We start from the raw sequence: 21,199 nt of genomic DNA, 5'->3' as shown, positions 1-21,199 counted from the left end.
CAGCAATTTAAAACGATGAGATCATTCCTGAAAAGCCTATTGCTGGCTGCGGCTTTTTTGATGATAAATCCGGTTTTTTCGCAAACGTTCACGCGCAAAGATTCACTGCAGGGCGGCATGCGTTTCGAACGCGCCTGCTATGATGTACAGCGTTACGACATCAATATCCGTATCAATCCATCTGAAAAATTCCTGTCCGGCTATAACGAAATTACCCTTAAAACGGTTGAAACCACTTCAAAAATACAGCTTGATCTTTTCGACAATATGAAGATTGACAGTATTATATGGAATGCTAAACGGCTTACGTATAAACGGGAATTCAATGCGGTTTTTGTTGAATTTCCCGAAGCTATCCTAAAAGATTCAACACAGCGTATACAGTTTTACTACTCCGGAAAGCCAGTTATCGCTCCACATGCACCATGGAGTGGCGGGTTTATATTTTCAAAAGACAGCGTGGGAAATCACTGGATTGGTTTGGCAGTTCAGGGCACCGGTGCGAGCCTTTGGTATCCTTGCAAGGATTCGCAGACCGATGAACCTGATTTGGGTGCTACGATAAAAGTTGCCGTGCCAAACGGCTTAATGGACGTTTCGAACGGAAAACTTATCGGTTCAGAAGATTTAAAAGATGGCTACACCCGTTGGGATTGGGAAGTGAAAAATCCCATCAACAATTACGATCTCACGATTAATATCGGTGACTATGTGCATTTCGGCGAAAATTACAAAGGCCTTGATTTGAATTATTATGTGCTTCGGGAAAACGAAGAAAAAGCACGCAAACAATTTGAAGTCGTCAAACCAATGATGGATTGTTTTCAAAGCAAATTCGGCCCCTACCCTTTCCCCGAAGACGGTTATAAGCTTGTGGATACGCCGTACTTAGGTATGGAACACCAAAGTGCTGTGGCGTATGGAAATAAATACAAGATGGGATATCTCGGCAGGGATCTTTCGGGGACAGGCGTGGGTATGAATTTCGATTATATCATCATCCATGAAAGCGGACACGAATGGTTTGGAAACAGCATCACGTCAACGGATGTCGCTGACATGTGGATTCACGAAGGTTTTACGATGTACACCGAAGTCGTGTTTGCCGAATGTATTTACGGTTATGACAAAGCCATGCAATACCTAAATGGCATCAGGCAGAGCATTGGGAATACTGATCCCGTGGTGGGGCAATTTGGTGTGAATCATGAAGGCTCAAACGACATGTATCCGAAAGGTGCCTGGCTGGTGCATACCATTCGTTCTATTGTAAATGATGATGCAAAATGGTGGCCGATGCTTCTTGAATACACCAATACATTCAGACATAAAATCATCACTACCGAAGACGTAGAACAATTTTTCAGCAAAAAAACCGGCTACAATTTAAGACCTGTTTTTGACCAATATTTGCGCTATACAAATTATCCTACACTCGAATTACGTAAATACAAGAAGAAAGTTCAATACCGATGGAAAACGGATGTTGACGATTTTGAAATGCCTTTCGACCTGAAAATCGTGGCCAATCAGAAAACAATGCGTCTGAATGCAACAAACAATTGGCAGTCGTTTAAATTCGAGGTGAAAACCACAAGAAACGTCGAAATCCAGGTACAAAATTTTCTGTTTCGTGTTGAACGCCTTAACTAACGGTTAATAAGTTATTAATAAGTACAACACGGCTCAGCCCAATGCCGTTTCATTAATCTTTAATTTTAAAAGAAAAATGAGCGCAAGAGACCAATTCCTAAGAGATTTCCGTGGAGAAATGATTGGAACCGTGACACCACAGTCATCGGCGGATGAATTCTTCCAAAACCAAACGTTGCGGCCCATCCTTAAACTTCAGAATGATTTGTTCATTGAAGTTTTCCGAAATTATATTGCCAAAAGCAAAACCGATTTTTACAACTTCAATGTAGAAAAAAAACTGACTTTTATTGAACATAGTATCCAGCGCGACATTAAATTCCGGAATTCTTTAAAAGGAATTGTTATTGGATTATTTACCGTGGAAGAATACAACAGGTACATACAGAATTCTTCGGATTTAAACAAACGGATGATGTCAATGCTGATTGAAAGGTTGAAAAATCAGGTGCAGTTATTTGAACTGCAGTTTTAGTTTTTCGTTTGGGAGGTTTTTACCTCCTTTTTTTTGTCCCTACAGGTTGGAATAAAGCTGTAGTTACGCGGCTTGGATAGCCATTTAATTGACGAAATTTTAACTTGGGTTGAAATTTTGGCTGTAATTTATTCTTTTATTAATAATTATTCAGAAAATCCAAGATTCCGATAAATATGCAGGCAAACCGTCAAAAAAGTTAACATTCATATTTATTTTCACTATAATTGTATAAACCCAATATATGAAAGAAGAATACTTTAAATGGTACTCGCCAAACCTGAGCAGGGAAATACAAATGCTGGTATTCGGCCACGCAGGCTACCCGGTTATTTTGTTCCCCACATCAATGGGAAGCTACCATGAAAACCGCGACCAGGGGCTGATTGAATCGGCGCGATGGTATATAGAACAGGGACTGATCCAGATTTTTTGCCCTGACAGCATTGACAAAGACAGCTTTTACAATAAAAAAATACATCCCGTCCACCGAATCCAGAACCATGGATGGTATGACAAAATGATCTGCCATGAAATCGTGGAACGGGTCAAAAACAATACGCCTGCAGGGAAAGTGGCTGTGGCAGGTTGCAGCTTTGGGGGATACCATGCTGCGAACTTTGCATTTCGCCATCCAGGCTATGTCAGTCACATGTTCTCGATGAGCGGTGCCTTCAATATCAAAAGTTTTATGGACGGATTCCACAATGATGATGTGTTTTACAACAGCCCGGAAGATTACCTGCATGGATTAAACGATTACGAGCTTTGGAACATGGACATTGTGCTGGGCACTTCAAACTGGGACGTGTGCCTCGATTCAAACCTGAAGCTCAGCAAAGTATTAAGCAGCCGTGACATTCACCACTGGCTCGACATCCGTCGCGACAAGGAACATGATTGGCCAGTATGGCGCGAAATGTTCCCGCATTACCTATCGAGAATCAAATTTACATAACATAAATATCAGGTTACATGAAAAAAATCGGAATACTATTTGGGATGGAAGATACGTTCCCCCAGGCTTTTATAGACAGGGTCAATTCAAAAGGTGAAAAAGGCATCATTGCCGAAGCAGTTTCGATTGACAAAGTGGTACAAAACAAAGGAGGCGAATATGCCGTCATCATTGACCGGATTTCGCAAGACGTCCCTTTTTACCGCGCTTACCTAAAAAACGCGGCATTGACCGGAACCAACGTTATCAATAACCCATTTTGGTGGAGTGCTGACGACAAGTTCTTCAACAATTGCCTTGCGGACACGTTGGGTGTGCCTTTGCCGAATACCGTGATTTTACCGTCTGCTGAGCATCCTACGGATACCACAGCGAAATCATTCCGCAACCTCGCTTATCCTATGGACTGGGAATCGATTTTCAATTATATCGGATTTCCTGCTTATATGAAACCTTATGCTGGTGGCGGTTGGAAAAACGTGTACCGACTTGAAAATAAAGAGGAGTTTTGGGAAAAGCATCGTGAAACCGGTCAGCTCGTAATGTTGTTACAGGAAGAAATTGTTTTCGAATCGTATTTCCGAGTGTATTGCCTGGGCGGAAAAGCCGTGAGGATTATGCCTTACGAACCGAGAAATCCGCACCATTTGCGTTATGTAGTTGACAATCCCGTGACCGATAAAAAGCTATTGGCTACGATTAAAGATTATACGCTAAGGCTTTGTAAAGGATTGGGGTATGATTTCAACACCGTAGAGTTTGCGGTTCGCGATGGAATTCCATATGCAATTGATTTTGGAAACCCGGCACCGGATGCGGAGTATACTTCTGTAGGTCAGGAAAACTTTGAGTGGGTTGTGGAAGAAGCTTCAAAAATGGCGATTGCAGCAGCGAAGAAACACAAAGACGGACAAATGAACCTGACGTGGGGAACTTTCATAAAAGATGCTGCGGCGGCAGCGAAATAATAAATTACGACAAAGCCCTAGCCCGGATGGAAGCGGCATCTCCCGATTTAGAAAAACAAGGCTAATGCCGTAGTTTTTGTTAATCGGGAATACAGCGGACAGCCGGATTGGCTCCAAAAGAAACATATGATGACTAAAAAATTACCCGTTTTTACACTTGGGGTTGAGGAAGAATACCTGATTATTGATCCACAGACAAGGGACCTGCGCTCGCATCTTTCAAAGATTGTGGACGGCGCAAAGATCATCCTGAACGAGCAGGTGAAAGCTGAAATGCACCAGTCGGTTGTGGAAGTGGGCACCAACATTTGCAAAAATGTGAAGGAAGCCAATGACGAAATCACATTCCTGCGCAGCAAGATTGTCGAACTTGCGGAAAAGCAGGGACTGGTAGTGGGTGGATCCGGTACACATCCTTTTTCGCGTTGGCAGGACCAACCGATTACCGATGATCCGCGCTACCATACGATTGTAAACGAACTGCAGGATGCGGCGCGTTCGAACCTGATTTTTGGGATGCATTGCCATGTTGGGATTGAGAACCGTGAAATCGGCCTGCAGCTGATGAACCAGGCGTGTTACTTCCTGCCGCACATTTTTGCGCTTTCGACCAATTCGCCTTTTTGGGAAGGCCGAAAAACAGGATACAAGTCGTTTAGGACCAAGGTTTTTGATAAATTTCCCCGTACCGGTTTGCCCGAATATTTTGATTCCGTCTCAGCCTACGACAATTATCTCGAAACATTGGTCAAAACAAATTGTATTGATAATCCAAAGAAAATCTGGTGGGATTTAAGGTTGCATCCGTTTTATGACACGATCGAATTCCGAATCTGTGACATGAGTTTAACGGTTGAAGAAACCATGTGTATCGTGGCATTGATTCAGGCTGTTGTGGCGAAACTGTACAAGCTGACGATGCAGAATACGAGCTTTAATATATACAGGATTGCACTGATTAAGGAGAATAAATTCCGCGCGGCTCGCTATGGCATTGAAAATCATATGATTGATTTCGGTTTGCAGAAGGAAGTCGAAACGAAGATGTTGATCCTTGAATTGCTTGAGTTTGTTGAAGACGTTGTGGACGAACTGGGTTCGCGCCAATACATTAATTATGTTCACGAGATTATGAAGAATGGTACGGGTGCCGACAAACAATTGGCTGTTTATGAACAAAATAATGGGGATTTGACCAAAGTTGTTGATTTTATTACGTCAGAATTTACCAAGGGATTATAGCATAATCATATATTTGCAATGAATTGACAATTTCTTAAAGAAGACATCATGACGGACCAGACCATAAAAATTGCAATATTGGACATGTATAACGGTGAGCCGAACCAGGGAATGCGCTGCATTATTGATATCATCAACCGTTTCAGTAACATTGTCACTTTTAAGGTTTTTGACGTTCGTGGTAAATCAGAATTTCCTGATGTAAAGAAATTTGACATCTATATTTCTACCGGTGGCCCCGGAAATCCACTTGAAGGGAATGGCATATGGGATAAAAAGTATTACGAACTGATTGATTCATTGACCATTTGGAATAAGGAAAACGAAGTAAAAAAACATGTGCTGTTCATATGCCACTCTTTCCAGATGGCGTGCAGGCATTTCAAACTCGCTGAAGTAACCAGACGAAAATCGACTTCTTTTGGGATTATGTCCGTACATAAAACGCCAGACGGTATGGATGATCCAATCTTTGATGGGTTGCCAAACCCATTTTATGCCGTGGATTCAAGGGATTATCAGGTTGTACAGCCGAATTTACAGGTTTTTTCTGAAAATGGCGCTCAGATCCTTTCGCTTGAAAAAATACGGGATTATGTTGATTATGAAAGAGCGATTATGACCGTCCGGTTCACCCCGTATTTTGTCGGAACACAATTTCACCCTGAAGCGGACCCAATCAGTTATATCGCCAATCTTAAAAACAAAGAGCGACGCGATAAGATCATTGCTTTGAAAGGAAAATCGAAATTCCGCGACATGCTCGAGGATTTACTCGATGAAGATAAGATTTACAAAACTAACGAAACGGTTATCCCTAATTTCTTAAGGATGGCCATTAACGATTTGATGCGAAGTAAGAAATTGCTTTCGAATTAGTATTGCGATTTTAGTATTGAGATCTTAGTACTGAGTATTGAGGTGCGAGTATTTAGATGTGAGAACTGAGTATTGAGATTTCTCAAAAAAATATAGGCTTTAGTCACTGCCCAAAAGTCCTTTCTCAATTCTGCTTTTTCTTAATACTCACATCTAAATACTCATTTCTCAATACTCATTTCTCACTCCTAGTTACTCAATACCATTATCTGAATTCTATCTTATGATTCCAAAATACCGCCAAGCTTTTAACGAAGCCTTTTCAAACGAAAAATACCAACAGTTTCAGGACGATATCGCTTCCGATTTTGATTACCTGCCCACGTTCAGGATGGCAGAAACACCCTTTTTTATTTCGAATGAATTAAAAGCGCAACTGCTGGAAGGCTGTGATGATGTGATTAAACTGATTCAGCGGGATGATTTTAAGCAATTGACCGAAAAATCGTTGGAACTCAATACCAAAGTTCCAAATGAAGATGAACATACCACATTCCTGGCCATTGACTTTGGAATTTGCGAGGAAGATGGAAAAGTAATCCCAAAACTAATTGAAGTGCAGGGTTTTCCATCGCTTTTCAACTACCAACCTACTCTCTACGACAAATTCAAAAAGTACTATCCGGTTTTAGAAGAGCTCACGCCATTTGTGAATGACATCAGTCAGGCGCAATACCTCAAAATTCTCGATGATGCGATTCGCAACGGCCATCCAAAAGAAAATGTCATTTTACTTGAAATAGAACCGGAAAAACAAAACACTAAAATTGATTTTTATTACTGCAGACGCGATCTGGGAATCCCAATCGTCTGCGTCACTGATTTGGTTAAGGAAGGAAAACAGCTTTTCTATACAGACGAACAAGGTAGACGAATTCAGGTAAAGCGCATCTACAACCGTGTCATTTTTGACGAATTGGAATTGCGCAAAGACCTAAAAATGGACTTTAGCTTTTCAGATGATTTGGACGTCGAATGGGCGGGCCATCCCAATTGGTTTTTCCGAATCAGTAAATTCATACTTCCCTTTTTAAAAGGAAAATATTTCATCGAAACTACTTTACTTAGTGATTTAAAAGATATTCCTGAAGACCTTGAAAATTATGTACTTAAGCCGCTATTTTCTTTTTCAGGAAGTGGCGTGATTTTCCATGTTAAGAAAGAAGATATTGAAGCGGTTGTTGAAAAAGATTTGTATATTTTGCAAAAGAAAGTCAACTACATTCCAATCATCCAATCGCCGGATGGAAAAGTAAAAACGGAAGTACGCGTGCTTTACGTATGGAAAAAAGAGGACCCTTCTCCGACACCGCTCTGCAATTTGGTAAGATTAAGCCGCGGCGAAATGATTGGTGTGAAATTTAATAAAGACAAGGATTGGGTTGGTGGTACTGTGGGATTGTTTGAAAAAGCAATTGGATAATTTCGAAATCAAAGAATATCAATACTAAAGATAAAAAGCCGTATCAGCGGCTTTTTACTTTTTTTCGTTTGGCTAGTGCAGCTTTTTAATCTCCGCCTGTGCTGCGACTGTCGCGTAATCGCGAATCAGCCTTTCGGCATAGTCGTCGAGTAATTCCATCACGCGTTCCTTTTTATCCGAGTTCACAATCAAACCCGCATGGTATTCCAGCGGAACATGGAAACACACTTCTTCATCCGCAAAGGGAGATAAATCGGGTTTCTCAAATTTGGATAAAGTCAATACAATGCCCGCGTATTCCTTTCGAACTTTCGGCAATTTGTATTCTGTTTCCTTTACCAGCGAATCCTCAATTCTTGCCCATTCCTTCCAGAGGTTTATTCCTGATGCTGCTGCTACCATTTCAGCAAGATGCGCTCCCCCGACTCTGGACGAAGTTTCGAGGAAATAAATCTTTCCATCATCCTTGCATTTGATATATTCAGAATGTGCGGCACCGTGCTTCAAACCAAATCCTTTAATTACCTGTTCGTTGCATTTCTTAATCGCTTTATCATCTTCAGAACCATATTCAATGTTGGCGCTTCGGAAAATGCCTCCACCCTGTGATATTTCCATGGGTGTCGCGAGGTATTTTGATGTTATACTAAACACAATTTTTCCATTAACGATCAAGCTGTCACAATGATAAACATCTCCGGGGCGGAATTGCTCCACAAGGTATTTAAAACGGTTATTGCCCATTTCGTTAATATGCATCCAAAGTGAATCTTTGTCGTGAACTTTAATAATTCCGGATGCCGATGCTTCAGACCTAGGCTTTAAAACCCATGGTGGAGAAACGGTGTCGGCGAAAGTATTGATATCGTAATCATTAAACAACGAACAGAAATTCGGATTGGAAATACCGCAGCTTTTCGCACGCATACGCATCGCAAGCTTATCGCGGAAATAACGTCCCGTTGTCTGCCCCAATCCCTGAATCCGAAGATGTTCCCGCAGGTATGTCGCTTTTTCCACGTCGAAATCATCAAGGGCCACGATTCCGTCAATCTTGTTGCTTTTCATCAAACTTTGTACACCGAGTAACAGATGCTCCATATTCCAATCAGTATCCTGACCATTCATATAAAAGATCTCATCGATGTGGTCGAAAGGCCATGGCTTTTCACGTAATTTATCGGAAGTAACAAGAAATACAGTGTTTCCCAGTTCCTTTAATTGGATAAGAAAATCAGAACCTTTAAAATAATTGGAAATGCAGACGAAAGTTTTGGTATTGTTCTCCATAGCTATAGGTTTTCAATAAATTTAGTCAATAAATGTACGCCAAACGCAGTACCGTGTTTTGTTTTTGCAAATTCATCATCTCCGAATGCTACGCCAGCGACGTCCATGTGTGCCCAGGCCGGATGATTTCCGGTAAAAAATTCGAGAAACTTAGCCGCGCTGATCGCTCCTGCAACAGGTTTTCCGCTGTAGTTTTTTACATCTGCAATTTCACTTTCGATGTCTGGTTTGTAAGCATCCCATAATGGCAAAGGCCAAACACGCTCTCCAATGCTGTCGCCAGCACGTTGCAATTGCTTCGATACCGCTTCGTTGTTTGTAAACAAGGCACCGCATTCGTACCCAAATGTTGCGACGCTGCTGCCGGTGAGTGTTGCAATATCGACAATGACGTCCGGTTTAAAGTTTTTGATCAGGTATGACAATCCGTCGGCAAGTATAAGCCTTCCTTCTGCATCCGTATCAATGATTTCAATGGAATGTCCACTATAGCTGCCGATGACATCCGCAGGGACAAAAGAAGTATTGTCAACCGAATTTTCACAGCACGGCACAATTGCAGTCACTTTTGTATTTAATTGGAGATCGGCAATCAGCCGCATGGTACCAAAAACTGCAGCTCCTCCCGCCATATCTGATTTCATATGAAGCATTCCCGCCGTTTTAATATTCAGTCCGCCGGTGTCAAAAGTGATTCCTTTTCCCACCAAACCGATGTGTTTTGTTTCCTTACCCAATTTTTCCGGAGTATATTCCATAATGACAAATTGAGGCTCACGGGCACTCCCTTGTGCGACGGCCAGAAATGCACTTAATCCAAGGTTACTGCAGGCATCCCTGTCTAAAACCGTGACCTTGAATCCAAAAGTTGCGCCATTTTTCACAGCACATTCGGCGAGGTATTCGGGATTGACTTTATTCGGTGGCAAATCAACAAGACGGTAGGTCTCCAACTTGGCATTGGCTATTTTGAACGCGCGCTCAGCAATAGGCACAAAGTCTTCCTTTGCGAGCAATGACAACTCAAAATCTGGTTTTAGTAAAGGGTGCTGCTCCTGCTTTTTGTAATGTCCGAGATCGTAAGTACCCGCGAGCATCCCTGAAAACATAGCCTCAGCTAAATCTGCGGGCAGTGCATCGGGAACAACAAGAGCCACTTTCATGTTCAGCACTTCTTTGTTGCGCGTGATGATTCGCCTGAATATAGTAAACACCGATTTGTAATCAATAGATTTTCCCAATCCAATGAAGAGGTGCAGGCAGTCGTACTTGTCCACGCTGTAACTGCTGTCTTTTTTTCCGTAAAACACTTTTGAAGAAACAGAAACCCCATGAAATTCGATTGGGACAAGGCTTTTGGCATTGGTTTCAAAAACCGGAATTAGTATGGTGCCTTCAAAGTGTGTAAGGTCTTTAACTATCGTAATTTTCATTAATTGTCTTTGGTGTTAAAAAAAAGCCATTCGATCGCTTTCGGGAATTCGTCGCTCCAATAAGTTTCATTGTGCTTTCCTTCCATATTGATACTCAGTTGTATTTTCATTTTATCTGCCACGAATTCTTTCAGGATCATTTCTTTCTTGAATTTCTTGACATGCTGGATCATCGTTTTGCTCTCGTCGCCGCCTGCATACAGGTAGATTTTTGTATCGCCGGGTTCTTCAAAATCAACATTGCTGAAATCCATTTTTGGGACCACCCAAAGCGATGGGGAAAAAATCATCAACTTTCCATACACCTCAGGATACATCAAACCACTGAAGATGCTCACCAACCCACCCATAGAACTTCCGCCGATTCCCGTAAATTCCCTGTCCGGCTTTGTCCTGAACTTACTGTCTACGTATGGTTTTAGGGTGTCCGTCACGAAACGGATGTACTTCTTGCCTTCTCCCGCCCCAAGCACCGTCCTTCCGACGTTGTATTCCTTTATCCGGTCCTGCTCTGCATGTTCTATAGCGATGATGATAATTTTCCCAATCTTATATTCCGACATGACCGCGAGTTTCTTATCAATTTCCCAATTGCCATACTTTGCGTTTTCATTAAAGAGATTTTGTGCATCCTGCAAATACATCACGGGATAACTTTCAGAAGATGTGTCGTAATCATGTGGCAACAAAGCCCAAATTCGGCGGTGCTTTTTCAGTTGTGGCATTTCAAAACCTTCAGAAATCAACTGGATTTGTGGAAGGAAACTAGGCTTAAACGGCAACCAGTTCTTCCGCCATTTGTCAACGTGTTCTCGGCGAACGCCTTTAGTCTGCCTGCACGAACGATTTTCAGTACGGTTTCCGTATTTGTCTATTTCAACCTCACTCCAATCCCCTTTCGTGAATTTATAGAGCATCTCTTCGGGATAAATAAAATCTTCAGCAAATTTGAAATGATACAACCCATTGCCAATTTTCTCCATTTCAAACGACTTATCCTGGGTGTGCCATTGGTTAAAATTTCCTGACAGATACACCGGGCGGTGGTCGTCTTCATCTGTGGTTAGCAGAATATTCAGCTGTGGCTCTTCCAAGCCAGGATTTACGCCGGCTATATTGTTGTCATTTTTGGAATTCATAGGTAAAACGATCGGTCTTAATGAGGTAAATATAAGTTTTTGATTTCTGAAATAAAAGAAAGCACCCCGTTAAACGCTAAGAATTAAGGATTTTAAGACGACCACCACACTTCGTTGCAGATTATACAATTATGAAAGCAGGAATTTTGATTTACCTTGATTTGGTGATCATAAACAGTGACCTATTTGACTTTTGTCTTTGAGAATTCAGCGTTCCGGAAACAGCATCGTTACCGAAGTACCTTTGTCTTTTACACTTTGAATTTCGATTGAAATTTTCATCAGGTCACAAAGCCTTTTTACAATCGACAGCCCGATACCAGTTCCCTTTATATCCGGATGATCTGACGGCCCGGAGCGGTAAAACTGCTCGTAGATTCTGTTGATATTGGCTTCGGATATTCCAATGCCGTAATCGGTAATCCGGCACAACACCTGCCCTTCCTTTTCTGAAAGTACAATTTCAACAGTTCCATTAATATCGGAATACTTCACGGCGTTTGACAGGATATTCTCAATAACAATGGATGCCTTATAAGCATCAACATAGACTGGGAAAAGCTGGTCAAATTTGAAATCAATCGCCGTCTTGCGCGTGTTGATCATCGGTGATAATCGCTCCAATGACTCCAGAATTACTTCATTCAATACCACTTCCTGAGGATGCAATATGATCTGACTGTTTTCAAACCGGGCCAGCAAAAGCAACTGGTCTACCAGGTTGTTCATCCTGTTGACTTCTGAAATACAATAGTTCACTGTTTTTTCATATTCCTCTTTTTCACGTGGTTTGCGGATGAGCACCTCCAAAGTTCCTTTAATCACCGCGAGTGGCGTCCTTAACTCATGGGAGGCATCGGAAGTGAACTGTTTTTCACGTTCGACAGCGTTCTCTATTCGCTCGAGCAAATCGTTGATGGTTTTTGAAAGCACGTATAATTCGTCGCGGTTTGCCGGAAGTGCAATCCTCAATCCAAGATTTTTACGCGAAATCCGCCCGGTTGTCTCTGTCATCTGAATGATTGGCCTGATACTGCGCCCGGCAATGTATCGGGTAATCATGAACAACAGCAACAACATCCCAATTACTGAGAAAACAAGCACCATTCGCAAATTGGCGAGTACAGCATTCTCATCTTCCAGTGACATGCCAATCAATAGAAAACCTTTTGTCCTGTTGTCTTTAATAATCGGCACCTGGACTTCGCGGATGGCCTGTCGGTTCAACACGGTATCAATATAATGCTTGTGCTTAAAGCGGTGGTCAAAGTATAGGTTTCTGCCTTTTAGGTTTGGTGAACGTTCGACGGCATTCCCCTCAGGATCATAAACTTCAACGAAAACCGGATCGACGGTAAGCTCATTGTGTTCTTTTTCCTGCCATTCCTTTTTATCAACCCATTTGAAGATATCGTTATTGAAATCCATCTCTGAAAAATGGAGCGAAATCTCATCTTCCAGGTCCGCATTTACGTCGCTGTAAACGCTATACTTTACAATGGAATAGACGATGAAAAACGCACCTATCGTAATCAGCGCAGTGCTGATCATGAAGTTGAAAGCCAAACGGTTTTTGAATGACAGCGGAAGCATAAATTAGGTTAATTCATTGGCAATATAGCCTATTCCTCGAATTGTCCTGATATAATCTTCTTCTTTTTTGAGGTTTAATTTTTTTCGCAATGAATTCATGAATACATCAATAACACCGGTGTCGTATTCAAAATGGATATTCCAAACGTCCTCAATAATCTGATTTCTTGTACAAATTTTTCCTTTGTTCCTAATCAGGTACTCCAACAGTGAAAATTCTTTCTGGGTGAGTACAACCTCCTGTCCCGCCCGAAACACCTGGTGGGTATTGGTATTCATCAGGATATCCCCGAGTAGGTATTCCGTTTCTGATTCAGGTGCATTTCGAAACTGTACTTTAATCCGCTCGAGCAGCTCTTCAAAATGAAATGGCTTTTTGATATAATCGTTCGCGCCGGCTTTTAGTCCTGCAATGGTCTCCTGGATCGTATCTTTGGCCGTAATAAAAATAATCGGAGTAGATTTGTCTTTCTCCCTAAACTGCACACACACCTCCAGTCCGCTCATCCCAGGCAGCATCCAGTCCAGTAAAAGCAAGCCGTATTGATTTCGCTGCGCGAGCTTGAGTCCATCGGACCCAGTTGCAGCAAGGTCGATCGTGTACCCTTCTTCTTCCAGTCCTTTCTTCAGGAAACTTGAAATGCCTGGTTCATCTTCGACGATAAGTATATTCATTTTTTAAAAATTACGCAGCATTTTTACAAACTGCGATGGGGATTCATCTTTATAAACACCTGCCTTTCCCAATACTTTGGCATCCTTATTCAAAATTACAACCAACGGAAAAAACCCATCCTTGTTGTATTTTTCAATGATCAGCAGGTTCTTCTCAATCATTTTGTCGGTCAATTCTTCTGTCGGTTTCTGCGAAAAATCAATCTTGACCAGAATATAATTTTCCTTTGCATAATCGCGAAATTCCTCACTCCTAAAAACATTCCGGTCCAAAGCACTACAGTTATCGCACTGCTCCGATACCGTAAAGAACAACATCACTTTCTTATTGATGGAAGCAGCTTCCCTCAGGGCTTTGTCTATGTCATTTTTCCATTCCTGTGCTGCCACTTGCGGCGCTGTCGACAACAATAGGAATGCAAGCAGTATCTTTTTCATAATTGCGGGTTTTCAGCATAAAAATATCAATTAAATTTTGAAATCTCCCGCTTATTTTATTTCAGTTTATGATTTGTAAAAAGATAATCCGCAGATTGGTAAAACGAGATTGTCTCATTCAAAAATCCTTTATCCATAGGCAACGGCGACAAGCTATTGGTGTTTTTATCCCAGGTATAAAAACGTTGTACTTTCTGGTCAGACAAGATCATTGCCTTGTTTTTCTTTACGAGCGCAAGTTTTCGATAGGTTCCGGAAAAGAATCGCTCTTCGAAACCTGGGTCAAGTACATTCTTCCCATAAAAATCAGATTCATAATTCCAATGGAACAGTCCAAACAACGTGGGGAAAATATCAATCTGTGAGCATTGGGTTTTAATTTTCTGTGTGTTTGCCGCACCGGAGTTGATAATAAACGCCGGAATGTGGTAATTGGCAATATCAATCTCGTCTTTGCCTGCACTACTTGCGCAATGGTCTGCAATAATGACGAAAACCGTATTGCTGTACCAGGGTTTGGACGCCGCTTTCCTGAAAAGTTGGCGCAATGCGTAATCGGTATATTTTACCGCTCCTTCCCTGCTCTTTCCTGATGGAATATCAATTTTCCCCGAAGGATAGGTATAGGGACGGTGGTTTGAGGTCGTCATCACAAAATTCAGGAATGGTTTCCCTGATTTGTACTTCTCGTCTGCCACGCTGAGCATCTTATTAAAAATATCTTCATCACAAATTCCCCAGGCATTTTCAAACGTTACTTCGTTATCGTTAATCTTGTTCCGCGTGGTCTTGATATCGTCGCTGAGTACGCTGCCGCGACCACGATCATAAATGGCGAAACCATTTCCGCCGAAAAAACTGTTCATGTTGTCGAAGTAACCGTCACCGCCGTAAAAGAAACTGCAATCATAGTTACGTGCTTTAAATACATTTGACACGGTGAACAGGTTGTGGTTGTCCGGCCGTTTTACAATGCTTTGTCCGGGTGTTGGCGGAATACTCAAAGTAACAGCTTCCATCCCCCTGACGGTACGTGTTCCTGTAGCATAAAGGTTTTCAAAGAAAACAGATTGCTGTGCAATACTGTCCAGAAAAGGTGTAATGTGTTTGTCGTTGCCAAATTCCTGTAAAAAACTGCCACTCAGGCTTTCTACCAGAATAAAAACCACGTTCTTATTTTGGGGAAGGTTCAGGCTGTCGGTAATCTTCCTATGGATTGAAAAATCTGAACTGGTATATTGTGAGTTGCCCTCAGCGAGTTTTCCACGTACCAGCGCGAAAGCCTGTTTGTCATCGACTGAAGCATAAAACTCCTTATACTTCATCTGGTTGTTCCGGAACGCAGCGAAAAAAGAATAAATACCTGACTTGGAGATTTCAGAATTATAGCGGTTTGCCGACCACTCTGCCTTCTCATTGGTAATCAAAGAGGAGAATATCAAGACAATAGCAACTACAATCGCCAAACCGCCCAATCGCTGCTTTAAATTAAGTTTAGAAGAAAACGTCGCTTCGAAAGCGCCAAGCCTGTAAAACAAAAACAGCAACGCCAATGTAATCAATAACACCCCACCGATTAATATCGGTAAGGGATAAGACTCTTTGATATTGCCCACCACTTCATGGGTATAGATCAAATAATCGACGGCAATAAAATCAAATCTTTTGTGAAATTCATCCCAAAAGGTGATCTCGGCAAAAAACGTCAGTACCAGAATAAACCCCGTCAGCCCGGTAAAGAATACGGTGACTACTTTATCAAAAAGCGAACCGACCAACCGATCGGGAAGCAGTGCGAGGTACAAAACAGGCAGTACGGCGATAAAGGATGCAGTACCGATATCATAAAATAATCCGGTAAAAAACGTCCGCAAAACGTCGAATACATTCCAGGAGAATTCATCATGTTGCCAAATCATAAAGATAAAACGGAGTACCAATGAACTCAAAAGAAACCAGGCTATAAAAGTCTTGAGTAAAGCATATCTTCCTTCGAAATGAAAACGTTTGCGCATAAGTTTTTAATTTACGCAAACATCAAAAAAATAAATTAACATGTTCTTAAGGTTGGCTTAAAATACCAGCAACATTGTTTTAGAGCAACAACTCGGGACGGTATTCAAAATGCATGGTATCAAAGTGGTACCATTTTCCACCCCAGATGAAACCATATTTTTCAAAAATAGCGACCAAAGATTCGGGAATCCTGTTTTTATAAACCAATTTCGCACCCTCATCCTTACATTTGCATTGCCATTGCCAGTAATCTGAATACTTAACATTGATGTCGATGGTGCACCCAAAACTATGGGCGCTCAGCCTGTCCGTGCCGGAAATCTTTCTCCAGTTGTATGTGCCGCCAATATTGGTTACATAAGGCTTAAATTCGGGATGACGGTCCAGCTCGTTTGACAATGCCGTCACAATCTTATCCAAACCATTCACCGTAGTCACGCGAATCTTCTGATTCACAAGCTTCGGACACCAGGTTACCGTTACCAGCCGCGGTTCCACTTCCTTTGCACTAAAGCCATAGATCCTTTTGAAAAAATCCTCATTCCTGATTCTTCCCGGATCCATTGTATTGCCTCGTTCTCGTTTCTCTGGTTTATAATCGTATTTGAATTGGTCTTCGACATCGGCACTGTTTAACAATTCCCCGGCCGATTTCTGCCGCCCATCGTCGTATGGCAACTTCGTACCATCTTTAAAAATAATGTAATTGTCCTTGTAGCCCGTGATGTGATCAGGATAAGCTTTTAACAGCTTTTGGACGGGTTCCGGAACTTGTACTGTTTTATCCTGCAGCGGCAGTATCAGCAACAACAATAGAACGTAACGCGCCAGCATCGTTAAAAACGTTTCAATTCTGAGGCATCGAACGTCCATTCAGGTGTATAAAGGGTACTGCCAAAATCGAGTTCGTACCACGGACTGATACCGGCGTTGTTGTTTTTCAACACCTGTATTTCCTGCGCTGGCATGTAACTCTGTGCTAAAAGAAAAACCTTTTTATGGGTATCCTTATTAACGGCCATGTCCACCACGATGACCGCATGTCCTGGAAATCCTCCCTTGATGAAGACGTCGCCTATTTTCATATCAGCGACTTTGATCGGTTTAAGTTCCTTCGAAAGCGATGCGGTTCCTGCATACATAAAGACAGTCTCAAGGTACTTCCAATAGGTTTCATAGCTGTCTGACGCCTTTGCGGTCGATACCCAATTGGTTTTATTGCCTTTAATCGCGATCCGCTCTCCCATGCGCCAGTGGCTGTAGGCCGCGTTAAAGCCATTGGTGAAATTAAAATGAATGTCGGAATAGGCTTTCTGTTGATAAAAATAATCTGCGCGCAGCCGCATCACCGCATCCGCACATTGGTGTAGGTCCCGCTTGCCAATCGAAAGGTCAACGACAGCATCATACACATTGTTATTGGCTTTCTTACCGCCGTCAAAATAAGTAACCAATGAACCAACAGGTTTTAAAGGAAGACTGCGAAGGTATTTACCAAAACTAACCGCAGTTTCTGTCGTTCGCTCAAATCCTTTCGGTGCTGGGAAACGGTCTTCAATGGTTTTTCGTGATGCCTGTCGGGTTTGCGAAATAGCATTATTCTCTCGCGGTGCATCATGCAGCTGGGAGGCACCAAGGCCTAACCCTATCACCAAACCTCCAGCTATGACGACCTTCCTGACCATTACAACATCCCGTTGTATTTCCTGATAAACCACTCCCCAGCGAGTGACAACGCAATCGCAATCAATAACAACATGCTATCCACCAACGGAATCTTGCGCGTGATGTCTTTCTGGATGGCCTTATAATCCTTGTTGTCAAGTAAAGCCTTGATTAACTGGTCTGCCTGGTCCGGCATAAAAGCGATGCCTTTGGTCTGCGCGGCCAATTGATTCAGCTTCGCCAGATCGGGATTAACAAACTGCTTTTCAATATCAAAATCCAGGATTTCAAAACTGCCGTTGTAGCGGCTTTTTGACGTCTGTTCTACTACTGAGAACGTGTATTGCCCTGCCGAAAGTCCGTCAAGGTTCGCCTTATAAGCGTTCGTGCCTTTCAGCATGTCGTATTGCTTGGTCTGTTTCGTCTGCTTGTTTGTCACCGCAATCGTCAGCCTCGCCTTTTCATCAAATTCGTAATTCTTGTTGAAATACTGCGCGGTAATCTCAATCGCATCTCCGGAATTATAAAAGCGCTCGTGGTTTACTACCAGTGACTTTTTGGAATTATTAGAAGCCAGGTATTGGATAATTTTGTCTACGAACACGTCAAACTTCTCATAGGAATTCAGGTCGACGTGGCTTTGCAGCCTCCACTTCCAGATGTTCTCCCCGAAAAGGTATGCGTTGCGCTTTCCGTTACTTTCGCTAAATGCAAGTAAAGGAGCATTCGTCGCAATATTCCTGATCCTCGAAGACAACAGCACATCGGCGTTGCCATTGGTGTTGATTGTTCCAAACGCATTCTGCAACGGTGGAAACGTACTAAAACCAAGATCGTCTATGGCGAACAAATTAAACTGCGGACTAAAGTCTGCCGAGTAATCTTCTTTCTGTGCGCTCATTTTAAAGCTAAACACCTGCTGCTGCTGGTTCAAATAATTAAAGTCAGAAGCAGTACCTGTTACCACCAGCGTTTTCACCCCTGCCTGTTTATTGCTTTCAAACAGGTTCCGGAACTCCACCGTTGGTTGATAGAGGATCATTACATTGTAGTCGGCGACAGACTTCATTTCAAATGGCCGCAATACCGTCACATGGCGTTGCGGATTCATTTCGATAGCCCGTTTCAATGCTCCGATATCAGGATGGTTGGTATTGGATACGATCGCGATCTCCGACTTTTGGTCGATGACTTCAACTGCAAAATTCTTGATGTTGTTGTACGTATTTTTCTCTGATTCCGGCGAAGAAAGTCTCGCCTTAAATATCTGCAGTCCAGTTTTATCCGCGGGCAGCAGCACGTTGACGACTGCCGATTTCTTAGAAGGGGAAAACAATACTTTCTCTTTAGCCACGACATTATTTCCCTGTGAAATACTAAAGTCGGCACTGATGCTCTTTGTTCCTGAATACTGTAAAAACACTTCGACCGGGAATTTATTCTTCAGGAAGGCATACTTGTTTACATTCAATTGGTTGATCCGTAAGTCCAGGAATGTAGTCGTATCGCCCAATACGAGCGGATAGACTTTGTTATTCGCGTCAAAACTGTAAGTGTAGTCATTGCCGCGGGTTTGGTTCCCATCTGTAATCAGCACTGTGGGGTATGTTTTGTTCTTGTTGATGCTCTTCAGGTTCTCTGCGACGGATTCAACATTGGTCTGTGTGCCTTTAAAATCAAATGATTCTGAAGTCTCGAAGTCGTTGTCAAACCGAAATGCCTGCACATCAAACTTGGCCCGCAGATCGCTGTTCGAATACAGTTTTTTGAAAAGCTGCTGTGCCACCTCGTCGGCCTTCAGGTCTTTTACAGAGGCCGAATTGTCCATAACAATGGGCAGTGGCGTTTTTTCCGTTTCATACGTAGTTCTTGTAATCTTCGGGTTGATCAGCAGCAGCAGGATCGCAAACAGCGTGAAAAATCTAAGAAACGACAAAAGCAGGTGCACACGGCTCCTGCTTTTACTCTGGTAGAAATATTGGTAAAACGACAATCCGCCGGCTATCGCAACGGACAGTAGGATTAACAGTATGGTGTTTAAACTCATTAATATTTATTTTAAATTTTGAATTTTAAATTTTAAATGGAATCGTAACAACTCAAAATTTAAAATTTATCATTTAAAATTGTTCTTAGGTCAGCATCCCGCCATCGACGTTCAACACTTGCCCGGTAATGTATGCACTCATGTCCGAAGCGAGGAACAAACAAGCGTTGGCCACATCTTCGGTTGAACCGCCGCGTCTTAACGGAATGGCTTCAGCCCATCCTTTGACGACTTCCTCATTAAGCTTCGCAGTCATTTCCGTTTCGATAAATCCAGGGGCAATCGCGTTGCAGCGGATGTTACGCGATCCCAGTTCCAATGCCACCGACTTGGTAAAGCCAATCACACCGGCCTTAGAGGCGGCATAGTTCGTTTGACCGGCGTTCCCCTTCACTCCTACTACGGAGCTCATATTGATGATCGAACCAGAACGTTGCTTCAGGAACGTTTTCTGGATGGCCTTGGTCATGTTGAACACGGACTTCAGATTGACGTCAATCACTTTATCAAAATCCTCTTCGGACATGCGCATCAAAAGGTTGTCCTTGGTGATGCCCGCGTTGTTGATCAGGATGTCTACGGAACCAAATTCGGCAAGCACCGCTTCCACAAACGCATGAGCTTCGTTGAAATCAGCAGCGTTTGACTGGTATCCTTTGGCTTTGATGCCCAAACCGTTCAGTTCAGCTTCAAGCGCCATCGCCGATTCGGCTGACGAACTGTATGTAAAAGCGACATTGGCGCCATGCTTTGCAAAAACTTCTGCTATTCCTTTTCCGATTCCGCGGCTCGCACCTGTGATGATCGCTGTTTTTCCTTCGAGTAATTTCATAGGGTTTGTAGATTATGTAATAGTTGCACAAATATAATTTTTTTAAGCGTTTATAAAAGCGGATGTGCAAAAAAAGGAAAGCATTCGGCAGGCGGTTGTTTCGCTTCCAGTTTGCGTTCCGTCGTGGTGGCTTAGCCGATGGGAAAAAGGAGGTTGGTCAATTGCCTATGACGCCGTAATTTATGCAAAAAGGCTACCGGATGGCAGCCTTTTTTGTATTTAAAAATCTAAATCTCTATTTCAGGAACTGTGCTGCCCAGCTGATGGCGCTTGCGGCAATCTTCGCAAGCAACCCACCGATTGGAAATGCGGCAGAAACGACCTGCTCTTTGGCAGCAGTGTGTGACACGGCAGTTGCAGTACTTTCAGCAGCACTGGCACCTACCGAAAGTAGGAAAACGGCGATAAGGATGATTTTTTTCATGTTGTCGGTTTTTGTTGATGATTGGTTTTACTGTCTTCAAATATATAAA

The 21,199-nt window shown here is 42.5% G+C and carries 19 protein-coding genes; 7 read left to right on the top strand and 12 right to left on the bottom strand.

The genetic code is table 11. The annotated features are described in order from the left end of the window. Positions 1-15 precede the first annotated feature (15 nt). The 7 genes from CFE23_RS05875 to CFE23_RS05845 all read left to right on the top strand — a co-directional run bounded on the left by CFE23_RS05875 (position 16) and on the right by CFE23_RS05845 (position 7,598). Complete coding sequence (locus tag CFE23_RS05875; protein ID WP_291085441.1) at positions 16-1,653, top strand: M1 family metallopeptidase; 1,638 nt, start codon at positions 16-18, stop codon at positions 1,651-1,653. 76 nt (positions 1,654-1,729) lie between these two features. Continuing rightward, a complete protein-coding gene (locus CFE23_RS05870) occupies positions 1,730-2,128 on the top strand; it encodes a glyoxalase (protein WP_291085438.1) in 399 nt (132 codons plus the stop codon). 244 nt (positions 2,129-2,372) lie between these two features. After that, positions 2,373-3,086 (top strand): alpha/beta fold hydrolase, encoded by a 714-nt coding sequence (locus tag CFE23_RS05865; RefSeq protein WP_291085436.1) that lies wholly within the window; start codon positions 2,373-2,375, stop codon positions 3,084-3,086. 17 nt (positions 3,087-3,103) lie between these two features. Further along, complete coding sequence (locus tag CFE23_RS05860) at positions 3,104-4,054, top strand: hypothetical protein (RefSeq protein ID WP_291085433.1); 951 nt, start codon at positions 3,104-3,106, stop codon at positions 4,052-4,054. Positions 4,055-4,180: 126 nt separating this feature from the next. After that, a complete protein-coding gene (locus tag CFE23_RS05855) occupies positions 4,181-5,296 on the top strand; it encodes a carboxylate-amine ligase (protein WP_291085430.1) in 1,116 nt (371 codons plus the stop codon). Between the two features lie 48 nt (positions 5,297-5,344). Beyond that, entirely contained in the window at positions 5,345-6,175 is an 831-nt protein-coding gene (locus CFE23_RS05850; RefSeq protein WP_291085427.1) for a GMP synthase, read from the top strand. Positions 6,176-6,398: 223 nt separating this feature from the next. After that, on the top strand, positions 6,399-7,598 hold the full coding sequence (locus tag CFE23_RS05845) for a hypothetical protein (protein ID WP_291085424.1): 1,200 nt from the start codon (positions 6,399-6,401) through the stop codon (positions 7,596-7,598). A 72-nt stretch (positions 7,599-7,670) separates the two neighbouring features. On the opposite strand, the gene CFE23_RS05840 is transcribed toward CFE23_RS05845, so the two are convergent. The 12 genes from CFE23_RS05840 to CFE23_RS05785 all read right to left on the bottom strand — a co-directional run bounded on the left by CFE23_RS05840 (position 7,671) and on the right by CFE23_RS05785 (position 21,150). Next, the gene (locus tag CFE23_RS05840) at positions 7,671-8,888 is read right to left on the bottom strand and encodes an ATP-grasp domain-containing protein (RefSeq protein ID WP_291085422.1); all 1,218 of its coding nucleotides are present in this window, start codon (positions 8,886-8,888) and stop codon (positions 7,671-7,673) included. A 2-nt stretch (positions 8,889-8,890) separates the two neighbouring features. Next, entirely contained in the window at positions 8,891-10,321 is a 1,431-nt protein-coding gene (locus CFE23_RS05835; protein WP_291085414.1) for a leucyl aminopeptidase family protein, read from the bottom strand. Next, entirely contained in the window at positions 10,321-11,460 is a 1,140-nt protein-coding gene (locus tag CFE23_RS05830; protein WP_291085411.1) for an alpha/beta hydrolase-fold protein, read from the bottom strand. The genes CFE23_RS05835 and CFE23_RS05830 overlap by 1 nt, the downstream gene beginning before the upstream one ends. Positions 11,461-11,667: 207 nt before the next feature. Next, the gene (locus tag CFE23_RS05825; RefSeq protein WP_291085408.1) at positions 11,668-13,053 is read right to left on the bottom strand and encodes an ATP-binding protein; all 1,386 of its coding nucleotides are present in this window, start codon (positions 13,051-13,053) and stop codon (positions 11,668-11,670) included. Positions 13,054-13,056: 3 nt separating this feature from the next. Then, a complete protein-coding gene (locus CFE23_RS05820) occupies positions 13,057-13,728 on the bottom strand; it encodes a response regulator transcription factor (protein WP_291085405.1) in 672 nt (223 codons plus the stop codon). A gap of 3 nt (positions 13,729-13,731) precedes the next feature. Continuing rightward, the gene (locus CFE23_RS05815; RefSeq protein ID WP_291085402.1) at positions 13,732-14,166 is read right to left on the bottom strand and encodes a thioredoxin family protein; all 435 of its coding nucleotides are present in this window, start codon (positions 14,164-14,166) and stop codon (positions 13,732-13,734) included. Positions 14,167-14,222: 56 nt separating this feature from the next. Next, positions 14,223-16,181, bottom strand: a complete 1,959-nt coding sequence (locus CFE23_RS05810; RefSeq protein WP_291085399.1) for an alkaline phosphatase family protein — start codon at positions 16,179-16,181, stop codon at positions 14,223-14,225. Between the two features lie 79 nt (positions 16,182-16,260). Next, entirely contained in the window at positions 16,261-17,016 is a 756-nt protein-coding gene (locus CFE23_RS05805) for a M15 family metallopeptidase (protein ID WP_291085397.1), read from the bottom strand. Positions 17,017-17,018: 2 nt separating this feature from the next. Then, positions 17,019-17,867 (bottom strand): DUF4846 domain-containing protein, encoded by an 849-nt coding sequence (locus CFE23_RS05800; protein WP_291085394.1) that lies wholly within the window; start codon positions 17,865-17,867, stop codon positions 17,019-17,021. Next, complete coding sequence (locus CFE23_RS05795; protein ID WP_291085391.1) at positions 17,867-19,894, bottom strand: hypothetical protein; 2,028 nt, start codon at positions 19,892-19,894, stop codon at positions 17,867-17,869. Before CFE23_RS05795 ends, CFE23_RS05800 begins: the two co-directional genes overlap by 1 nt. 85 nt (positions 19,895-19,979) lie before the next feature. Beyond that, on the bottom strand, positions 19,980-20,726 hold the full coding sequence (gene fabG, locus CFE23_RS05790; protein ID WP_291085388.1) for a 3-oxoacyl-[acyl-carrier-protein] reductase: 747 nt from the start codon (positions 20,724-20,726) through the stop codon (positions 19,980-19,982). Between the two features lie 235 nt (positions 20,727-20,961). Beyond that, positions 20,962-21,150 (bottom strand): hypothetical protein, encoded by a 189-nt coding sequence (locus CFE23_RS05785; RefSeq protein ID WP_291085385.1) that lies wholly within the window; start codon positions 21,148-21,150, stop codon positions 20,962-20,964. Positions 21,151-21,199 lie beyond the last annotated feature (49 nt).

Origin of the sequence: Flavobacterium sp. BFFFF1 (genome assembly GCF_002256285.1) — a bacterium.
In the GTDB taxonomy this organism is placed as follows: Bacteria; Bacteroidota; Bacteroidia; order Flavobacteriales; family Flavobacteriaceae; genus Flavobacterium.
This window is presented reverse-complemented; position numbering and strand designations above follow the sequence as displayed.